Origin of the sequence: Halomonas aquatica, from assembly GCF_040196335.1 — a bacterium.
Taxonomy (GTDB): Bacteria; Pseudomonadota; Gammaproteobacteria; order Pseudomonadales; family Halomonadaceae; genus Halomonas; species Halomonas aquatica.
Genome location: NZ_JBEGCJ010000003.1, coordinates 358,089 through 373,497, shown reverse-complemented (window position 1 = coordinate 373,497; position 15,409 = coordinate 358,089). Strand labels below are relative to the sequence as shown.

12 protein-coding genes are annotated in these 15,409 nt (G+C 65.6%); 8 read left to right on the top strand and 4 right to left on the bottom strand.

All coding sequences use genetic code 11. The features are described from left to right. Window positions 1-100: 100 nt before the first annotated feature. Window positions 101-2,512 carry an outer membrane beta-barrel protein gene (locus ABE960_RS08055; RefSeq protein ID WP_349761728.1) on the bottom strand — a complete coding sequence of 804 codons (2,412 nt, stop codon included), beginning with the start codon at window positions 2,510-2,512 and terminating at the stop codon, window positions 101-103. A 333-nt stretch (window positions 2,513-2,845) separates the two neighbouring features. Here ABE960_RS08055 and ABE960_RS08050 point away from each other — a divergent pair, with 333 nt between their 5' ends. From ABE960_RS08050 to yidD, 6 genes are all read left to right on the top strand, one after another. Then, window positions 2,846-3,685: an ATP-dependent zinc protease family protein gene (locus ABE960_RS08050; protein WP_349761727.1), complete on the top strand. Its 840-nt coding sequence runs from the start codon at window positions 2,846-2,848 to the stop codon at window positions 3,683-3,685. A 78-nt stretch (window positions 3,686-3,763) separates the two neighbouring features. Continuing rightward, the gene (locus tag ABE960_RS08045) at window positions 3,764-5,269 is read left to right on the top strand and encodes an inactive transglutaminase family protein (RefSeq protein WP_349761726.1); all 1,506 of its coding nucleotides are present in this window, start codon (window positions 3,764-3,766) and stop codon (window positions 5,267-5,269) included. A 4-nt stretch (window positions 5,270-5,273) separates the two neighbouring features. After that, complete coding sequence (locus ABE960_RS08040) at window positions 5,274-6,236, top strand: alpha-L-glutamate ligase-like protein (protein ID WP_349761725.1); 963 nt, start codon at window positions 5,274-5,276, stop codon at window positions 6,234-6,236. A 72-nt stretch (window positions 6,237-6,308) separates the two neighbouring features. Continuing rightward, window positions 6,309-6,785: a Fur family transcriptional regulator gene (locus ABE960_RS08035; protein WP_349761724.1), complete on the top strand. Its 477-nt coding sequence runs from the start codon at window positions 6,309-6,311 to the stop codon at window positions 6,783-6,785. Next, complete coding sequence (gene hisI, locus ABE960_RS08030) at window positions 6,782-7,222, top strand: phosphoribosyl-AMP cyclohydrolase (RefSeq protein ID WP_349761723.1); 441 nt, start codon at window positions 6,782-6,784, stop codon at window positions 7,220-7,222. Before ABE960_RS08035 ends, hisI begins: the two co-directional genes overlap by 4 nt. A 63-nt stretch (window positions 7,223-7,285) precedes the next feature. Continuing rightward, window positions 7,286-7,639 (top strand): membrane protein insertion efficiency factor YidD, encoded by a 354-nt coding sequence (gene yidD / locus ABE960_RS08025; RefSeq protein ID WP_432765355.1) that lies wholly within the window; start codon window positions 7,286-7,288, stop codon window positions 7,637-7,639. On the opposite strand, the gene ABE960_RS08020 is transcribed toward yidD, so the two are convergent. Both ABE960_RS08020 and ABE960_RS08015 read right to left on the bottom strand, forming a co-directional pair. Further along, the gene (locus ABE960_RS08020) at window positions 7,640-8,068 is read right to left on the bottom strand and encodes a SufE family protein (protein WP_349761722.1); all 429 of its coding nucleotides are present in this window, start codon (window positions 8,066-8,068) and stop codon (window positions 7,640-7,642) included. It lies immediately after the preceding gene. 130 nt (window positions 8,069-8,198) lie between these two features. Further along, window positions 8,199-9,383, bottom strand: a complete 1,185-nt coding sequence (locus ABE960_RS08015) for a tyrosine-type recombinase/integrase (RefSeq protein WP_349761721.1) — start codon at window positions 9,381-9,383, stop codon at window positions 8,199-8,201. Between the two features lie 258 nt (window positions 9,384-9,641). On the opposite strand from ABE960_RS08015, the gene ABE960_RS08010 reads away from it, so the two are divergent. Then, window positions 9,642-10,679 (top strand): DNA-binding protein, encoded by a 1,038-nt coding sequence (locus tag ABE960_RS08010; RefSeq protein WP_349761720.1) that lies wholly within the window; start codon window positions 9,642-9,644, stop codon window positions 10,677-10,679. Window positions 10,680-10,751: 72 nt separating this feature from the next. Here ABE960_RS08010 and nfuA read toward each other — a convergent pair whose 3' ends face one another. Next, on the bottom strand, window positions 10,752-11,342 hold the full coding sequence (gene nfuA, locus ABE960_RS08005) for a Fe-S biogenesis protein NfuA (protein ID WP_349761719.1): 591 nt from the start codon (window positions 11,340-11,342) through the stop codon (window positions 10,752-10,754). 307 nt (window positions 11,343-11,649) lie between these two features. On the opposite strand from nfuA, the gene metH reads away from it, so the two are divergent. Next, window positions 11,650-15,351, top strand: a complete 3,702-nt coding sequence (metH, locus tag ABE960_RS08000) for a methionine synthase (RefSeq protein WP_349761718.1) — start codon at window positions 11,650-11,652, stop codon at window positions 15,349-15,351. The last annotated feature ends 58 nt before the right edge of the window (window positions 15,352-15,409 follow it).

Sequence of the window (15,409 nt, the reverse complement as noted above, 5' to 3'; positions counted from 1 at the left end):
CACCTTTAATTCCATTGACTTGTATCAATATTCGATATGGCGATTAGAAATTTCATACTCCCATGGCGTCCGCCGTGGAAATAACGGTGGGTCGAGGCACTCAGAACTGGTAGCTGACACCCAGCCGCGTCACGTTCTCCTCGTTGTCGAGGCGATCCACGCCGGACCCATAGTCCACCTCCACCTCGTCGAAGCGGGTGTGGGTGTAGTCCATGCGAATACGCAGCTGCTCCTGGATCGGCACCTCGATGCCCCCCCCGACGCGCCACCCCTGTTCCGTCTCGTCGAGGTCGACCTGCTGGTTCCCCCGGGCATAGCGCGTCTCGAAATCCGTCCAGGCGGAGCCGCCGCGCAGATAGAGCAGGGCGCCGCTGTCGATGATGTAGCCGGCCCTCAGGGCCACCCCCAGGCTGGACTTGCGATCCACCGAGTAGTTGCGGCCATTGGGCGTACGTTCGTGGTTCCAGGTGATGTCGCTGGCCTCAGCCTCCAGCTCCGCCGCCAGGTACAGCCGCTGGAAGGTCAGGCCGTAGCCGGCATGGAGGCCGGCAAGGGCGCCGGAATCGCCGAACTGGGCATCGAGTTCCGTGGGCGCGGTGCGCGGGCCCGTGAGGTCGGTCGCGAGGCTGCCGTAGCCCCCCTGGAGGCCAGCGTAGAAGCCGCGATAGGCCTCCGGCGAGACGGCGGCCCGCTCGCTGGCCTGGCGCCAGGGGTGCCACGCCAGGCCGAGGCGCATCAGCGACTCCTCGGTGGCGAAGTCGTCGGTCTCGCCGATGCCGATGTCGATGTCCTCGTAATCGGTGAAGCTGTAGTCCATGCGCAGTCCCAGGGTCGCGGCCAGGGGTGCCTCGAGACCACCGCCCAGGCGGCGACCGTCGAGCCACTCGGTACGATCGTCGGATTCTCCCCCCTCGGCGTAGCGCGTCTCGAAGCGCCCGCGGACAAGCCCGACGCGGCCGTAGACCTCGTTGCCGCCGGCCACCAGGCGGCCCACCCGAAGCCCGAGGCCGAGGTCGTGGTGCTTCTCCACCGAGAACACCCGTCCACCGCCGCGGCGGGCGTGCGTCCATTCGGCGTCGGCCCGGTCGGCCTCAAGCTCCAGCCCGAGCCGCCAGTCGTCCAGGGCCAGGGCATAGCCGGCGAAGAGGCCGAGCGTGGTGTCGGCATCGCGGAAATCGGCCCGCAGGCTGCCGTCCTGGCCGGTGGCGCGCGGCCCGGACTGGGCGGTGCCGACCTCGCCGCTGCCCCCCTGCACCCCGACATAGAGGCCGTCGAGGGCGTCGCTGTCGCGGGCGGCGGCCAGCAGGGCCTCGTCCTCGTAGCCACGGGCCAGCTGGGTGCCGATGTTGACCATCAGGCGGTTGTTGTCGAAGTCTTCGCCGGGCTCGCTGGAGTCTCGCTGCAGGAAGTCGTACTGCATGCCCACGAAGAGGTGTGGGTTGAGGTAGTGCCGCAGACCGAGCCCCAGGCCCAGCAGGTTGTCGTTTCGCTCCACCCGCTGGTAATCATAATCGCCGTAGCTGGCATTCAGATCGAGGGTCAGATCGGGACGCAGGGCGGTCGTCATGCCGCCGCCCAGCACGGTCCGCACGCTGGACGAGGCATTCTCCACGGTGGTCTCCTCGATGGTGCGATCGAGCCGTGCGCTCACCCGGGTGGCCGACCCGGCAGGCTGCCAGGTGAGGTCGGCGCCCAGGTCGTGGGTTCCGACGTCCTCCAGGGCATCCCCGTCGTAGTCCTGTTCCATCCAGCCGACCAGCACCTCGGCCTTGAGCGATGGGGTGGGGCGGGCGATCAGGCCCACGGCCGCGTTGGCGCCCCGGGAGTCGCGGTCGAGGCTGTCGTTGGCAGGCGACAGGTCATAGTCGCGCAGGTCGGCTGCCGCCTGGACGAACGGCTCCAGCGTCTCGGAGACCCGATAGCCGATGCGTGCACCGAAGGTGGTGAGGTCGCGGTCCCGGTCGTCCTGCTCGATGCTGAAACCGCCGTCGGCCTCCACGTCATCGAAATCCAGCGACTCCCAGGTGCCGCCGACGCGGCTGGTGACCCGGCCGAAGCTGTGGTTGACGCCGGCAAAGGCGCCGATGCGGTCGTAGACCGTGGGTTCCTTGCCGTTGACGGCATCCGGCGAAGTACGGGACTCGTGGCCGTGTCCGGTGTTGAGCCCGCCGAAGACGCTGCCGGCGTCGCTGTAGGCGAACCGGCCCTCGGTGCCCACGCGCCAGTCGGTGTAGTTCTCGCTCTGAAACGCGTGATACTTGCCGCGCTCGGCGTTGCCGTAGAGGCGCACCTCGTGGCGATCCCCCTTGCCGACGAGTTCTGCGAAGGGCGAGACCACGGTGATGGTGTCATCCTGGCGATTCTCGCGCTCGGCGAAGATGTTGTCGTCGTACTCGTTACCCACCGTCACGCCGACGTTGTGCGTCCAGTTGCCGTTACCGGAGGTCGCCTGGGCCCGGGCGTTGCTGGCGGCCGATACCGCCAGCACCAGCGGCAGCAGGACGAATCCCATGGGCCGATTCCTTGTCAGCATCAAGATCTCCTTGCGTATTCTCATGGAACCATCGATGTGCGGTCGCAGTGCGCCCGGACGAACCGAACTCAGAATAGTTCATTCCCAAACATGATAAACAAAGATTAGAAGCCCCAGATGGGGATCCGGGCGACTCCTTGACCGGCGTCAAATCCGATTCCCCCATGACTGCGCATAATGTATATTATGTTAAATGGCGTCATGCCCATGCCAGTGAAGCCATAAATTAAACTGTCGCGATGTGTCGACGTTGGACAAGGTTGGCGGACAATCCCTATCATCACGCACCTCTCTCCTGTTCGAGCACTGTTCATGCGTCACTGCCTGCCACTTGCCGGCTACCTCGTTATCGTTTCCCTGCTGTTCGGCGGCTGCACCTTCCTGCCTGACCGTGAGCCATCGCCACCCCCGTTGACCAATGCAGGCTTCGAGGCGCGCATCGCGCAGTTGGAAGCCTCCTTGGTGGCGGACTGCGAATCTCGCCAGGCGTCTCGGCTGAACCGCCAGTTACGTCATCAGGAAACGCTAATTGCCGACGTACGCGAAGTCGGCAGTCTACTGCGACAACTTCGCAGCGATGTCGCCGGGCTCGAGAACAAGGACGATCCTCTTCTCACTGCCGACCAGTGCAGCAACACCTCGCAGACTCGTCTCGACAACAAGGAACTCCTGGGTCGCAGTGAATGGATCGGGTTGCCGGATGTGGGGACCTATCTCAAGGCTCGTATCGACTCGGGTGCCACGACTTCCTCGTTGTCGGCCACCGAGATCACGCGCTTCGAACGAGACGGCGAAAACTGGGTTCGCTTCAAGCTGGGGCTCAACGAAGACGATACCGTAGTAGACAGCGTCCGTGGCCAGTGGATCGAGGCGCCGTTGGAGCGTCGTGTTCGCATCATCCAGGCCTCAGGTGAGGAATCCCGCCCGGTGATCAGCCTGCTGATGAACCTTGGCCCGCTGCGCGAGACGGTGCAGTTCACCCTCAATGACCGGACGCATCTGGACCATCCGGTACTGCTCGGCCGTCGCTTCCTCCTGGACATCGCCATCATCGATGTGGCCGAACAGTACCTCCACCAACGTCCTGAATTTCCGGGTGGGCGTCCGGCAGCGGACGCCGGCGTCGACGAGGCCATCGACACTGATGAATAAACCCAGGATCGAGACCGCCAGCCTGTCTTGATTCACGCCGATTGTCTTGCTCCTTGCCTGCCTACTCCAGGAAGCCCCATGTCACGACTGCCCTTCTACCTGATCGTCGCCCTCTTGCTGGTGTCCGGTATCGCCCTGAGCATTCATCGCCATGTGCAGTTCGAGGTGCCCTGGACCCCGGGCGAGCATCGCCAGGTCTGGGAAATCGAGGCCCAGGTCAACTTCACCGCCGACGGTGGCCCGGCCAAGGTGAACATGGCGCTGCCCTCAAGCCAGCAGGGGTTTCGGATCCTCACCGAGCACACCGCCTCGCCCGGCTATGGGCTGGCCTTCCTGGAGGAGGAAGGTAGCCGTCGAGCAGACTGGTCCACCCGAGAGGCTACCGGCTTCCAGCAGCTCTTCTACAGCGTCCAGGCCCTGGTCGCCCCCGATGCGCGCAACACACAGGTCGAGCCCCCTCCCCTGAGGCGCGACATCCTCTGGGAGTCACCCTACAACACCGCGGCCAGCCAGGTGATCGATCTCGCCTGGGCCCGCAGCGCCGATCATTTCACCTTCGCTCGCGAGCTGATCCATGACTTCACCGACGAGCGTCAGGGCGAGAATGCCCGACTCCTGTTGACCCAGTTCGAACGCACGCCGCTGCTGGTTCGCCTGCTCAACCAGGCCGGCGTGCCGGCCCGTGAGGTCAGCGGCCTGACACTGGACCACGGTCGCCGCCGCCAGAGCCTGACGTCCTGGATACAGGTCTTCGAGGATCAGGAACGGGCCCTCTTCGATCCGCGCAATGGCGCCCAGGGCCGCCCGGACAACCTGCTGCTGTGGGAGTCCGCCGGCCAGGCGTTGCTCGAGGTTCAGGGCGGCACCAACTCCCGGGTCAACTTCTCGATGCTATCGCGCAACCAGCCGGCCGCGGCCGCCGTGCGCAGCCAGCTGGCCGACGACACCCTACTCAACTTCTCGATCCACAGCCTGCCCCTTGAGGATCAGGCGCTGTTCCAGACCATCCTGCTGATCCCCATCGGGGCGCTGGTGGTGGTGCTGCTGCGGGTGCTGGTGGGCATCAAGACCTCGGGGACCTTCATGCCCGTGCTGATCGCGCTGGCCTTCATCCAGACCACCCTGGTCACCGGCCTGGTCGGTTTCCTGCTGGTGGTCGCCGTGGGCCTGGTGATCCGCAACTACCTCTCCTACCTGAACCTGTTGCTGGTGGCGCGAGTGACGGCGGTGATCATCACGGTCATCGCCATCATCTCGGTCTTCTCGGTGCTCTCCTATCGCTTCGGCCTCAACGCCGGCCTGACGATCACCTTCTTCCCGATGATCATCCTCTCCTGGACCATCGAACGGATGTCGATCCTCTGGGAAGAGGAAGGCCCCAAGCAGGTGCTCATCCAGGGCGGGGGTAGCCTGATGACGGCCGTGCTGGCCTACCTGGCCATGAACAATCCCTGGATTCGCCACATCACCTTCAACTTCCTCGGCGTCCAGCTGATCCTCATGGGCCTGATCCTGCTGCTCGGCAACTACACGGGCTACCGCCTGCTCGAGCTGCGCCGTTTCAAGCCGGTCACGGAGGACTGAGGCCATGTGGACGACCCCCGCGCGCCTGCACGCCAAGGGCATCATCGGCATGAACCGGCGCAACATCCGCTACATCGGCCGCTACAACAACCGCCGGCTCTACCCGCTGGTGGATGACAAGCTCAAGACCAAGCTGCTGGCCCAGGAGCACGGCATCACCACGCCGGCATTGATCGGCACCGTGACCACCCAGTTCGGCGTCAAGCACATCCGCGGCATGCTGGCCGGCCACCCCGGCTTCGTGATCAAGCCGGCCAAGGGCAGCGGCGGCAAGGGTATCCTGGTCATCGAGCGGGTCGATGGCGACCATTACATCAAGCCCAGCGGTGCCCGGCTGAGCCTCGGGGACGTGGAGCGCCATGTCTCCAACATCCTCTCGGGGCTCTACTCACTGGGTGGCTCGCCCGACGTGGCCCTGGTCGAGGCGTTGATCAACTTCGACGACTCCTTCGCCGAGTACACCTACGAAGGCGTCCCCGACATACGCGTCATCGTCTTCAAGGGCTATCCGGTGATGGCGATGATGCGCCTCTCCACGGCGGCCTCGGATGGCAAGGCCAACCTGCACCAGGGCGCCGTGGGGGTGGGCATCGACATCGCCAGCGGCACGGCGATCCGCGGCGTGCAGTTCGACCGCACGCGCCATGACCATCCCGACACCGGCCACGAGCTCGCCAGCCTGCATATTCCTGACTGGGAGACCCTGCTGCTGCTGGCCGCCAGCTGCTACGAGATGACGGGTCTCGGTTACCTGGGGGCCGACATGGTGCTCGATCGCGATCATGGCCCCATGCTGCTCGAGCTCAATGCCCGCCCGGGGCTGGCGATCCAGATGGCCAATGGCGAAGGGCTTCGTCCACGACTCGACCTGATCGAACGCCAGCCCGACGGCGTCCCCTCCGAGGAAAGGGTCGCCTTCGCGCAGCGCCACTTCGCCCGGACAAGCGAGCTGCGGGAGCCGGCCTGAGGCGCCCTGACTGGCCCCTCGCCGAACCTCCGCGTAGAATGTGCGCTTCCCCCAGCCACCGTTTCGGGTGCCATGACCGACCCCCGCGACATGATTCGACAGGCCGAGCGCCAGTGCCAGCAGCGCGGCGCGCGCTTCACGACGATCCGCCGCCGGGTACTGGAGCTGGTTGCCACGACACGCGGTGGCCTCAAGGCGTACGAACTTCTCGACCGACTCGCGGCCGAGCACGCCGCGGCGCGTCCGCCAACCGTCTATCGCGCTCTCGAGTTCCTCATCGACCAGGGGCTCGTGCATCGCATCGAGTCGCTCAATGCCTATGTGGCCTGCCCCTGTCCCGAGCATGCCCATGGCTTCCAGCTGCTGATCTGCCGCCACTGCGGTCGCGTCGAGGAGCTGCATCTGGACGAGATCAACGACCACCTGACGCGACGCGCCAGGGAGCTGGGCTTCGAGGTCCAGCGCCAGACCATCGAGCTTCTGGGCCAGTGCGACGCCTGCCGCCAGGCGATCGACTGGCACCGAGCCGCTCCTGCGGAGACCTCATGAGCGAATCCTTCAAGACCCTCGAGCGAGCCCCACGCGACAGCCAGGTGCCCCTGTCCGATATACTCGCGGCCATCGGCTTCAATGCCGACGGCCTGATCCCTGCCATCGCCCAGCAGCACGACAGCGGCGAGGTACTCATGATGGCATGGATGAACCGCGAGGCCCTTGAGCAGACCCTGCGCACCGGCCGCGTCTGCTACTGGTCGCGCTCGCGGGGAAAGCTGTGGCGCAAGGGAGAAAGCTCCGGCCAGCAGCAACGGCTCAAGGCCGCGGCCCTGGACTGCGATGGCGACACCCTGCTGCTGCAGGTAGACCAGACGGGGCCGGCCTGCCACAGCGGGCGGCGAAGCTGCTTCTACGTGGCGCTGGAGGGCGATCAGGCGCGCATCAGCAGCGATCCGCTGATCGATCCCGATACGCTCTATGGCAAGGGCTGAGGTGGCAAGGAGCGAGATGGCAAGCTGCGGGGTGGCTAGCGCCGGCATGAAAAGGGCCGAACCATGACCGGCCCGTCGGCCTGGTGGCGACGCCTGCCAGCCCTTCTGACGCGAGCGCTGGGCCTCGCGATGATCGGCCTGGTGAAGACCTACCAGTTCACGCTGAGCCCCCTGCTGGGGCCGCGCTGCCGCTACTGGCCTAGCTGTTCCGCCTATGCAGTGGAGGCCCTGCGTGTACATGGCCCCTTCAAGGGTGGGCTCTTGGTCATCCGTCGTATTGCTCGCTGCCACCCGGGCTGCGAGGGGGGTATCGATCCAGTGCCGGGCGGACCCAGCGAGGCGCTGTGTCGGGAGGACCCGGAGTTGGACGAGCACTTCCGCTGCCGGTCCGACGACCGGCAGCAGGACGCTCGCTGATCAGGCGACCGCTTCCTGCTCGGCCACCCGGTAGATCCGCTCCAGCATGGCATTCAGACCGTTGCTGCGGGTCGGCGAGAGATGCTTGTCAAGCCCCAGATCCTTGAGGAAGTGCGGGCTGGTGGCGCGGATGTCCTCGGGCCGGCGATCGTTGTAGATGCGCATCAGCATCGCGATCAGCCCGGAGACAATGGCGGCGTCGGAGACCGCATCGAAGTGCAGGGCATCTCCCTCGCGGCGATGGTGCATCCAGACGTTGGACTGGCACCCCTGGATCTTCAGCTCGTCGACCTTCCACTCGTCGGGAAAGGCCGGCAGCTGCTTGCCCATGTCGATGATGTACTGGTAGCGATCCATCCAGTTGTCGAATATCTCGAACTCGTCGAGAAGCTCCTGCTGGGCCTGTTCGGCGGTGGTCTCGGAACTCATGGTGTCTCCTGAAGGCTATGGGCGCCAGTATAACGACTCGCGTCGGCTATCTCGATCATCTCTATCTCACCCCCCTATCTCCACCACCGCTATCTCCACTACCGCGGGGCTCAACCACCTCAGGTCTCGATCATCGCTGGTCGCCGTCACGCCCTGCCCTGGCGCTTCCTTCCCCAAGACCGTGGCGAGCCTGCTGGCGGTGCCACTCCTCGTCCTCGGCGTGCAGGTAGCGGGCCGTGGTGTCAAGCCGCGAATGACGGGCCGTCCCCGCCAGGTAGCGGAGTTCCACGCCGGCCTGTGCCTGGTGCGTCAGGGCCGTATGACGCAGCCAGTGGGGGGTGGCCCGTTGCAGGCGTAACACGGCCTCACGGGCCTCATCGCCCTCCTCCTGCTCGAGCACATCCGCCGCTTCACCGAAGGTCTCGCGAATCAGACGGTAGAGCCGGTTGTCGCCCAGCCCTCGCACCCCGTCAAGGGCTCGCAACAGGGGGCCGTCGTCATCCGGCGAGGGGCGAGACGGCAGCCCCAGACCCTCCCGCCAGGCCTCCAGCAGGGCCAGCATGTCCGGTGGGACCGGGATGCGGGCCGACTTGTCACCCTTCCCGACCACTCGCCACCACCAGCGCCCCTCGCGGCGAACGAAATCGTTCATGCGCGCCGCACTCATCTCGCCGATCCTCGGTGCCAGCAGGTAGGCGAAGCCGAAGACCAGCCGCCGACGCGACTGCTCGAAGATGCGACGCGGCGAGGCGTCCGCCGCCATCGGGCGGTTGAGCCAGGCCCAGAACCAGTCCCACAGGGGTTTTTCGAGGTAGCGCTCGATCCCGCCCTGACGGTTGTCCAGGCGACGCCGCTTGTCACGCATCAGCCGGAAGGGGTTGTGGCCGACCCAGCCCGCCTCCACCAGCCAGGCGAACAGGCCCTGCAGGATCACCAGGCTCTGCCGGCGGCTCGAGGGAGAAAGCGGCCCTCGGAAGGGACGCCAGCGAGGGTCTGCGCGCGGGCGGACCGGGCCGATCCATCGCGCAACGGGGCGCGGGTCGGCCAGGAAGGCCTCGTAGCCATCCAGATCCTCCCGTCTTAGCTCGCCAAGCCCCCTGCCCTGCTCGGCCAGCCACAGCAGCAGCCGCTCCGCTTCGCGACGATAGGCACGCCGAGTCTGGGGGCTCGCCCTGTACTCATCCAGCCATCTCGCCACGGCCTCCGCGTCCGTTCTGGCCGCGATACGCAGGCGCGCCTCACTCGGCGGCAGTTCCAGGGCCTCGAGTGCCGTCGATGTCGCCTTCAGCGCGCTATCGGATGCTGTCGGCCTCATGTTTATGTCCATTTCTGCTCCTTGCTACTTGCTACTTGCTACTTGCTGGTCAGTATCCGTCTTCCCAGTTCTTAAAAGCAAGATAAGCCGCGTAATCTTGATTATATGGCTTATAAGATAAATAATAATACCTGTTATGTAATACGTAATTATCTTCAATATTCCTGCCTGATCGACTAGACTGACGCGACGGAGAAGGCTCCGAAACGCTAATACAAATCGACAGCTAACCCGACAGACAACCATGAGGTGATGGCCATGGCGCGCAGCGGCGTGCGTTACGAGGATGTACAGCGGGCCATCGATACCCTGCTCGAGAAGGATGAGTCCCCGAGCGTACAAAAAGTGCGCGAGGTGCTCGGCACCGGCAGTTTCACCACGATCAGCGAACATCTGCGGGAATGGCGAATACGGCGAGAGGAGAACCGCGACCAGCCTCCGCCCCGGGGCATGCCCGAGGGACTGCAGGAACTGGCCGAAGCGCTGTGGGAGAAGGCCCAGGCTTCTGCCAACGAGGCCCTCGCCCACTATCGACAGGAGGCCGATGGTCGAGTGGAAGCGGCTCGCGACAAGGCCGGCGAGGCATCACGCCGGGCCGAGGATGCCGAGCAGCGCGAATCGGCACTGTCCACCCACCTGGCCCGAACCGAACAGCGCCTCGAGGAACAGAGTGGCGAACTGGCCCGCCGGGAGTCCGAGCGGGAGGCCCTCACCGAACGTGAGACGAAGCTGGTCAGCCGTCAGACGCGGCTCGAGTCACAGCTCGCCAGCCTGCAGCAGGAGAACGAGCGCCAGGCCCGCGAGCAGCAGAAGGCCCTGGCCGAGCAGGCCTCACGTCACCGGGAGCGACTGGCCCGTGAGGAGAAGCGCCACGAGAGCAGCGAGGCCAAGCTGATGGGCCTTCTCGACGAGGCGCGACAGGAGCGCCAGGCCGCCGACAAGGGCCATGCCCAGCGTCATCAGCAGCTGGAGACGCGCCTCGAGCGGGCGCAGAAGCTGGTTCAGGAGGCGCGTGGCGCCCTGGCCGAGGAGGAGAAGCGTCACAGGGAAACCGAATGGGGGCGCCACCAGGCCGAGGAGCGCACCCGCATGCTGCAGCATGAACAGGATCTGCTGCAGGCACGCATCGACGAGCAGAAGCAGCTGCTGGCGGAGCAGGTGCGCCGCCTACGCGACCTGGAGGCTCAGCTCCACCACTGTCTCTGGCAGGTCCCTACCTCACGAGACGGCGTGGAGACCTCCCCAGACGAGAAAGACCCCGCGGATGCGAGGCCTTCGAGGGAGAGTGCAGAGTAGGGTGCAGAGTAGAGTGCTGAGTGGTGCAGATCACGGGAAAACGATGACTCCCCCGAGGAATCGGATCGAGCCTCAGCGGTAGTAGGCGTTGGTGGTGTCCGTATGGTCGGTCACGTCGCGTATGCCGGCGAGTTCCGGTATGCGCTCCAGCAGGGTCTTCTCGACGCCGTCCTTGAGGGTCAGGTCCACTGCCGCGCAGCCCTGGCAGCCGCCGCCGAAGGCCAGGATCGCCACCTGGTCCTCGGTCAGCTCGACCAGCTTGATCTCGCCGCCATGGGAAGCCAGGCCCGGGTTGATCTCGCTGTAGAGGATATAATTGACGCGATCCTCGAGGGGGCTGTCGGCATTGACCTTGGGCATCTTGGCGTTGGGTGCCTTGATGGTCAGCTGGCCGCCCATGCGGTCGGCATTGAAGTCGACCACGGCCTCCTCGAGGAAAGCCAGGCTGTTCTTGTCCAGGTAGACGCGGATCTTCTCGAGCTCCAGCAACTCGTCGCTGGGCTCTTCCTCGCCGGGACGGCAATAGGCCAGGCAGGTCTCGGCATAGGGCGTGCCGGGCTGGGTGATGAAGATGCGCACCGCGATGCCCTCGACGCTCTGCTTCTCGAGCAGTTCGGCGAGGTAGTCCTGGGCGCTGTCGGTGATCTGGATGCTGTCGCTCATGATGCTCTCGCTATCGTGACGCGTCGCGTCGGGAGGGCCGAGGCGACGCATGCTGAAAGTGTGATGCCCTCAATGGTAAGCGACCCGCGCGGCCGACACAATCCCGACTGAATTGCTGGGTTTTAGACTGCCCCCTGCCGCGGCGCGGTGGCTTTTGCTAAGATGTCCGCCTTCCCCGGCGCCCTGCCGATGGCCGAACCCCGGCAGGACGCCCGTCGCCCGCAGCGCATTCATGACACAAGACGCCTCAGGCGCCCCGCTGCCGGCCAGAATCCTGATGCCTCTTCGCTGGAGATTGACCCGACCCATGGCCGCCGTTCCCACTGCCCTGACCGCCTCCCTCCATGACAGCCTCTCGCGTCGCATCCTGATGCTCGACGGCGGCATGGGTACCATGCTGCAGAATGCCCAGCTGTCCGAGGAGGAATTCCGCGGCGAGCGCTTCTCCGACTGGCCGAGCGACCTCAAGGGCAACAACGACCTGCTGGCCCTGACCTGCCCCGACCTCGTGACCCGCATCCATCGCCAGTACCTGGAGGCCGGCGCTGACATCGTCGAGACCAACACCTTCAACAGCACCCGCCTCTCCCAGTCCGACTACGGCATGGAGGCGCTGGTCCCGGAGCTAAATCGCGAGTCGGCGCGCCTGGCCAGGGAGGTCTGCGATGCCGTGGCCGAGGAGACCGGCGTGCCGCGCTTCGTCGCCGGCGTGCTGGGGCCGACCTCTCGCACCGCCTCGCTGTCGCCCGATGTCAACGACCCGTCCAAGCGCAACGTCACCTTCGACGCCCTGCGCGAGAACTACCTCGAGGCAGCCGATGCGCTGATCGAGGGCGGGGCCGACCTGTTCCTGATCGAGACCATCTTCGACACCCTCAACGCCAAGGCCGCGATCTTCGCCCTGGAGGAGCTCTTCGAGGCACGCGGCGAGCGGTGGCCGGTGATGATCTCCGGCACCATCACCGATGCCTCCGGGCGCACCCTGTCGGGTCAGACCACCGAGGCGTTCTGGAACTCTGTGCGTCACGCCCGTCCGCTCTCCATCGGGCTGAACTGCGCCCTGGGCGCCGAGGAACTGCGCCCCTACATCGACGAACTGTCGACCAAGGCCGACACCTTCGTCTCGGCCCACCCTAACGCCGGGCTGCCCAATGAGTTCGGCGAGTACGACCAGACTCCAGAGGAGATGGCGGCCATCGTCGCCGAGTTCGCCCAGAGCGGGCTGGTCAACATCATCGGCGGCTGTTGCGGCTCGACTCCTGAGCACATCGCGGCGATCCATGCCGCCATCCAGGATCTCCCCCCGCGCCGAGTGCCCGAGCGGTCGCGTGCCTGCCGCCTCTCCGGACTCGAGCCCTTCAACATCGAGACCGATTCGCTGTTCGTCAATGTCGGAGAACGCACCAACGTCACCGGCTCGGCGCGGTTCAAGCGCCTGATCGTCGAGGAGGACTTCAACACGGCGCTGGAGGTGGCACTGGAGCAGGTGGAGAACGGCGCTCAGGTCATCGACATCAACATGGACGAGGGGATGCTCGAGTCCGAGGAGGCGATGGTACGCTTCCTCAACCTGATCGCCGGTGAGCCCGACATCGCCCGGGTGCCGATCATGATCGACTCCTCCAAGTGGGAAATCATCGAGGCGGGTCTGAAGTGCGTGCAGGGCAAGGCGGTGGTCAACTCCATCTCCATGAAGGAGGGGGAGGACGCCTTCCGCGAACAGGCCACGGCCTGCCGGCGCTTCGGTGCCGCGGTGGTGGTAATGGCCTTCGACGAGGCGGGCCAGGCGGATACCTTCGCCCGCAAGACCGAGATCTGCCAGCGGGCCTACCGGATCCTCGTGGAGGAGCTGGACTTCCCCCCGGAAGACATCATCTTCGACCCCAACATCTTCGCCATCGCCACGGGCATCGAGGACCACGACAACTACGCCGTGGACTTCATCGAGGCGACGCAGTGGATACGCGAACACCTCCCCCATGCCCTGGTGTCGGGCGGTGTCTCCAACGTCTCCTTCTCCTTCCGGGGCAACAACCCGGTGCGCGAGGCGATCCACTCGGTGTTCCTCTACCACGCCGTCCGGGCCGGGCTGACCATGGGGATCGTCAATGCCGGCCAGCTGGCCGTCTACGATGACCTGCCGGCGGAGCTTCGTGAGGCCGTGGAGGACGTGGTCCTCAACCGCCGCAGCGACTCGACAGAACGCCTGCTCGAACTCGCCGACAAGTACAAGGGGGACGGCAGCGGCCCGGCCAAGAAGGAGGATCTCGAGTGGCGCTCCTGGGAGGTCGAGAAGCGCATCGCGCATTCCCTGGTCAAGGGCATTACCGCCTACATCGAGGAAGACACCGAGCTGGCCCGCCAGCGGGCCGAGCGTCCCATCGAGGTGATCGAGGGGCCGCTGATGGACGGCATGAACGTGGTCGGCGATCTGTTCGGTGCCGGCAAGATGTTCCTGCCCCAGGTGGTCAAGTCGGCCCGGGTCATGAAGCAGGCGGTGGCCTACCTGATCCCCTACATCGAGGCCGAGAAGAGCGCGGACACCAAGGCCAAGGGCAAGATCGTCATGGCCACGGTCAAGGGCGATGTCCACGACATCGGCAAGAACATCGTCGGCGTCGTCCTGCAGTGCAACAACTATGAGGTCATTGACCTGGGCGTGATGGTGCCTGCAGAGAGGATCCTGCAGACGGCCAGAGACATGAACGCCGACATCATCGGCCTCTCCGGCCTGATCACCCCGTCACTTGACGAGATGGTGCACGTGGCCAAGGAGATGCAGCGCCAGGGCTTCAGCCTGCCGCTGCTGATCGGCGGCGCCACTACCTCCAAGGCCCACACGGCGGTGAAGATCGAACCTGGCTACGACCAGCCGGTGATCTACGTCACGGACGCCTCCCGCGCCGTCGGCGTGGCCGGCAAGCTGCTGTCGCCGGCTCTGAAGCCGGCCTATATCGACGAGATTCGCGCCGAGTACGAGACGGTGCGTGAGCGCAACGCCAGGCGCCGGCCCAAGGCCGCCGACCTCACGTACGAGGAGGCGCGGCGCCGCAAGCCGGCCATGGACTGGGAAGCCTACACCCCGCCCCGGCCGGCGGTCACCGGCCTGGAGGTGTTCGACGACTACGACATCGAGGAACTCGTCGAACGCATCGACTGGACCCCCTTCTTCATGAGCTGGCAGCTGGCCGGCAAGTACCCGAAGATTCTCGACGATGACAAGGTCGGCGAGGCCGCGCGCGCCCTCTTCGCCGATGCCCAGGCGATGCTGCGCAAGCTGATCGACGAGAAGCTGGTCCATGCGCGTGGCGTGATCGGTCTGTGGCCGGCCAACAGCGTCGACGACGATGTCATCGAGGTGTATGCCGACGAGTCGCGAGGCGAGGTGATCGAGCGGCTGCATCATATCCGCCAGCAGACCACCAAGAACCGCGATGGCGTCTGCCACAGCCTGGCCGACTTCATCGCCCCCCGGGGTAGCGGCAAGCCGGACTGGATCGGCGGCTTCGCCGTCACCACCGGGCATGGCGTGGAGGCGCTGGCCGAGCACTACAAGGCCGCCGGCGACGATTACAATGCCATCCTGGTCCAGTCGCTCACCGACCGGCTGGCCGAGGCCTTCGCCGAGCGGTTGCATGAGCGGGTACGCAAGGAATTCTGGGGCTATGTGCCGCACGAGACCCTGGACAACGACGCCCTGATTGCCGAGAAGTATCAGGGCATCCGGCCGGCACCGGGTTATCCGGCCTGCCCCGACCACACCGAGAAGGCGACCCTGTTCCGCCTGCTCGAGGCCACCGAGAACGCCGGCCTCGAGCTGACCGAGAACTTCGCCATGTGGCCCGCCGCCGCGGTCGCCGGCTGGTACTTCTCCCATCCTCGGTCAAAGTACTTCTCCACCGGCAAGATCACCCGTGACCAGGTCGAGACGCTGGCCAACCGCAAGGAAATGAGAATCGAGGAGCTCGAGCGCTGGCTCGCACCTGTACTCTCCTACGATCCTGCCTGATACCCCCTGACCCCGCCGGCCTGCGCCGGCGGGGCGATTGGCTTCTCCCTTAGTCCCC

Bases quoted from the DNA above. Each gene is read 5' to 3' on its own strand.
- ABE960_RS08055 (WP_349761728.1), bottom strand. From the start codon at position 2,512: ATGGGATTCGTCCTGCTGCCGCTGGTGCTGGCGGTATCGGCCGCCAGC.
- ABE960_RS08050 (WP_349761727.1), top strand. From the start codon at position 2,846: ATGCGTCACTGCCTGCCACTTGCCGGCTACCTCGTTATCGTTTCCCTG.
- ABE960_RS08045 (WP_349761726.1), top strand. From the start codon at position 3,764: ATGTCACGACTGCCCTTCTACCTGATCGTCGCCCTCTTGCTGGTGTCC.
- ABE960_RS08040 (WP_349761725.1), top strand. From the start codon at position 5,274: ATGTGGACGACCCCCGCGCGCCTGCACGCCAAGGGCATCATCGGCATG.
- ABE960_RS08035 (WP_349761724.1), top strand. From the start codon at position 6,309: ATGACCGACCCCCGCGACATGATTCGACAGGCCGAGCGCCAGTGCCAG.
- hisI (WP_349761723.1), top strand. From the start codon at position 6,782: ATGAGCGAATCCTTCAAGACCCTCGAGCGAGCCCCACGCGACAGCCAG.
- yidD (WP_432765355.1), top strand. From the start codon at position 7,286: ATGACCGGCCCGTCGGCCTGGTGGCGACGCCTGCCAGCCCTTCTGACG.
- ABE960_RS08020 (WP_349761722.1), bottom strand. From the start codon at position 8,068: ATGAGTTCCGAGACCACCGCCGAACAGGCCCAGCAGGAGCTTCTCGAC.
- ABE960_RS08015 (WP_349761721.1), bottom strand. From the start codon at position 9,383: ATGAGGCCGACAGCATCCGATAGCGCGCTGAAGGCGACATCGACGGCA.
- ABE960_RS08010 (WP_349761720.1), top strand. From the start codon at position 9,642: ATGGCGCGCAGCGGCGTGCGTTACGAGGATGTACAGCGGGCCATCGAT.
- nfuA (WP_349761719.1), bottom strand. From the start codon at position 11,342: ATGAGCGACAGCATCCAGATCACCGACAGCGCCCAGGACTACCTCGCC.
- metH (WP_349761718.1), top strand. From the start codon at position 11,650: ATGGCCGCCGTTCCCACTGCCCTGACCGCCTCCCTCCATGACAGCCTC.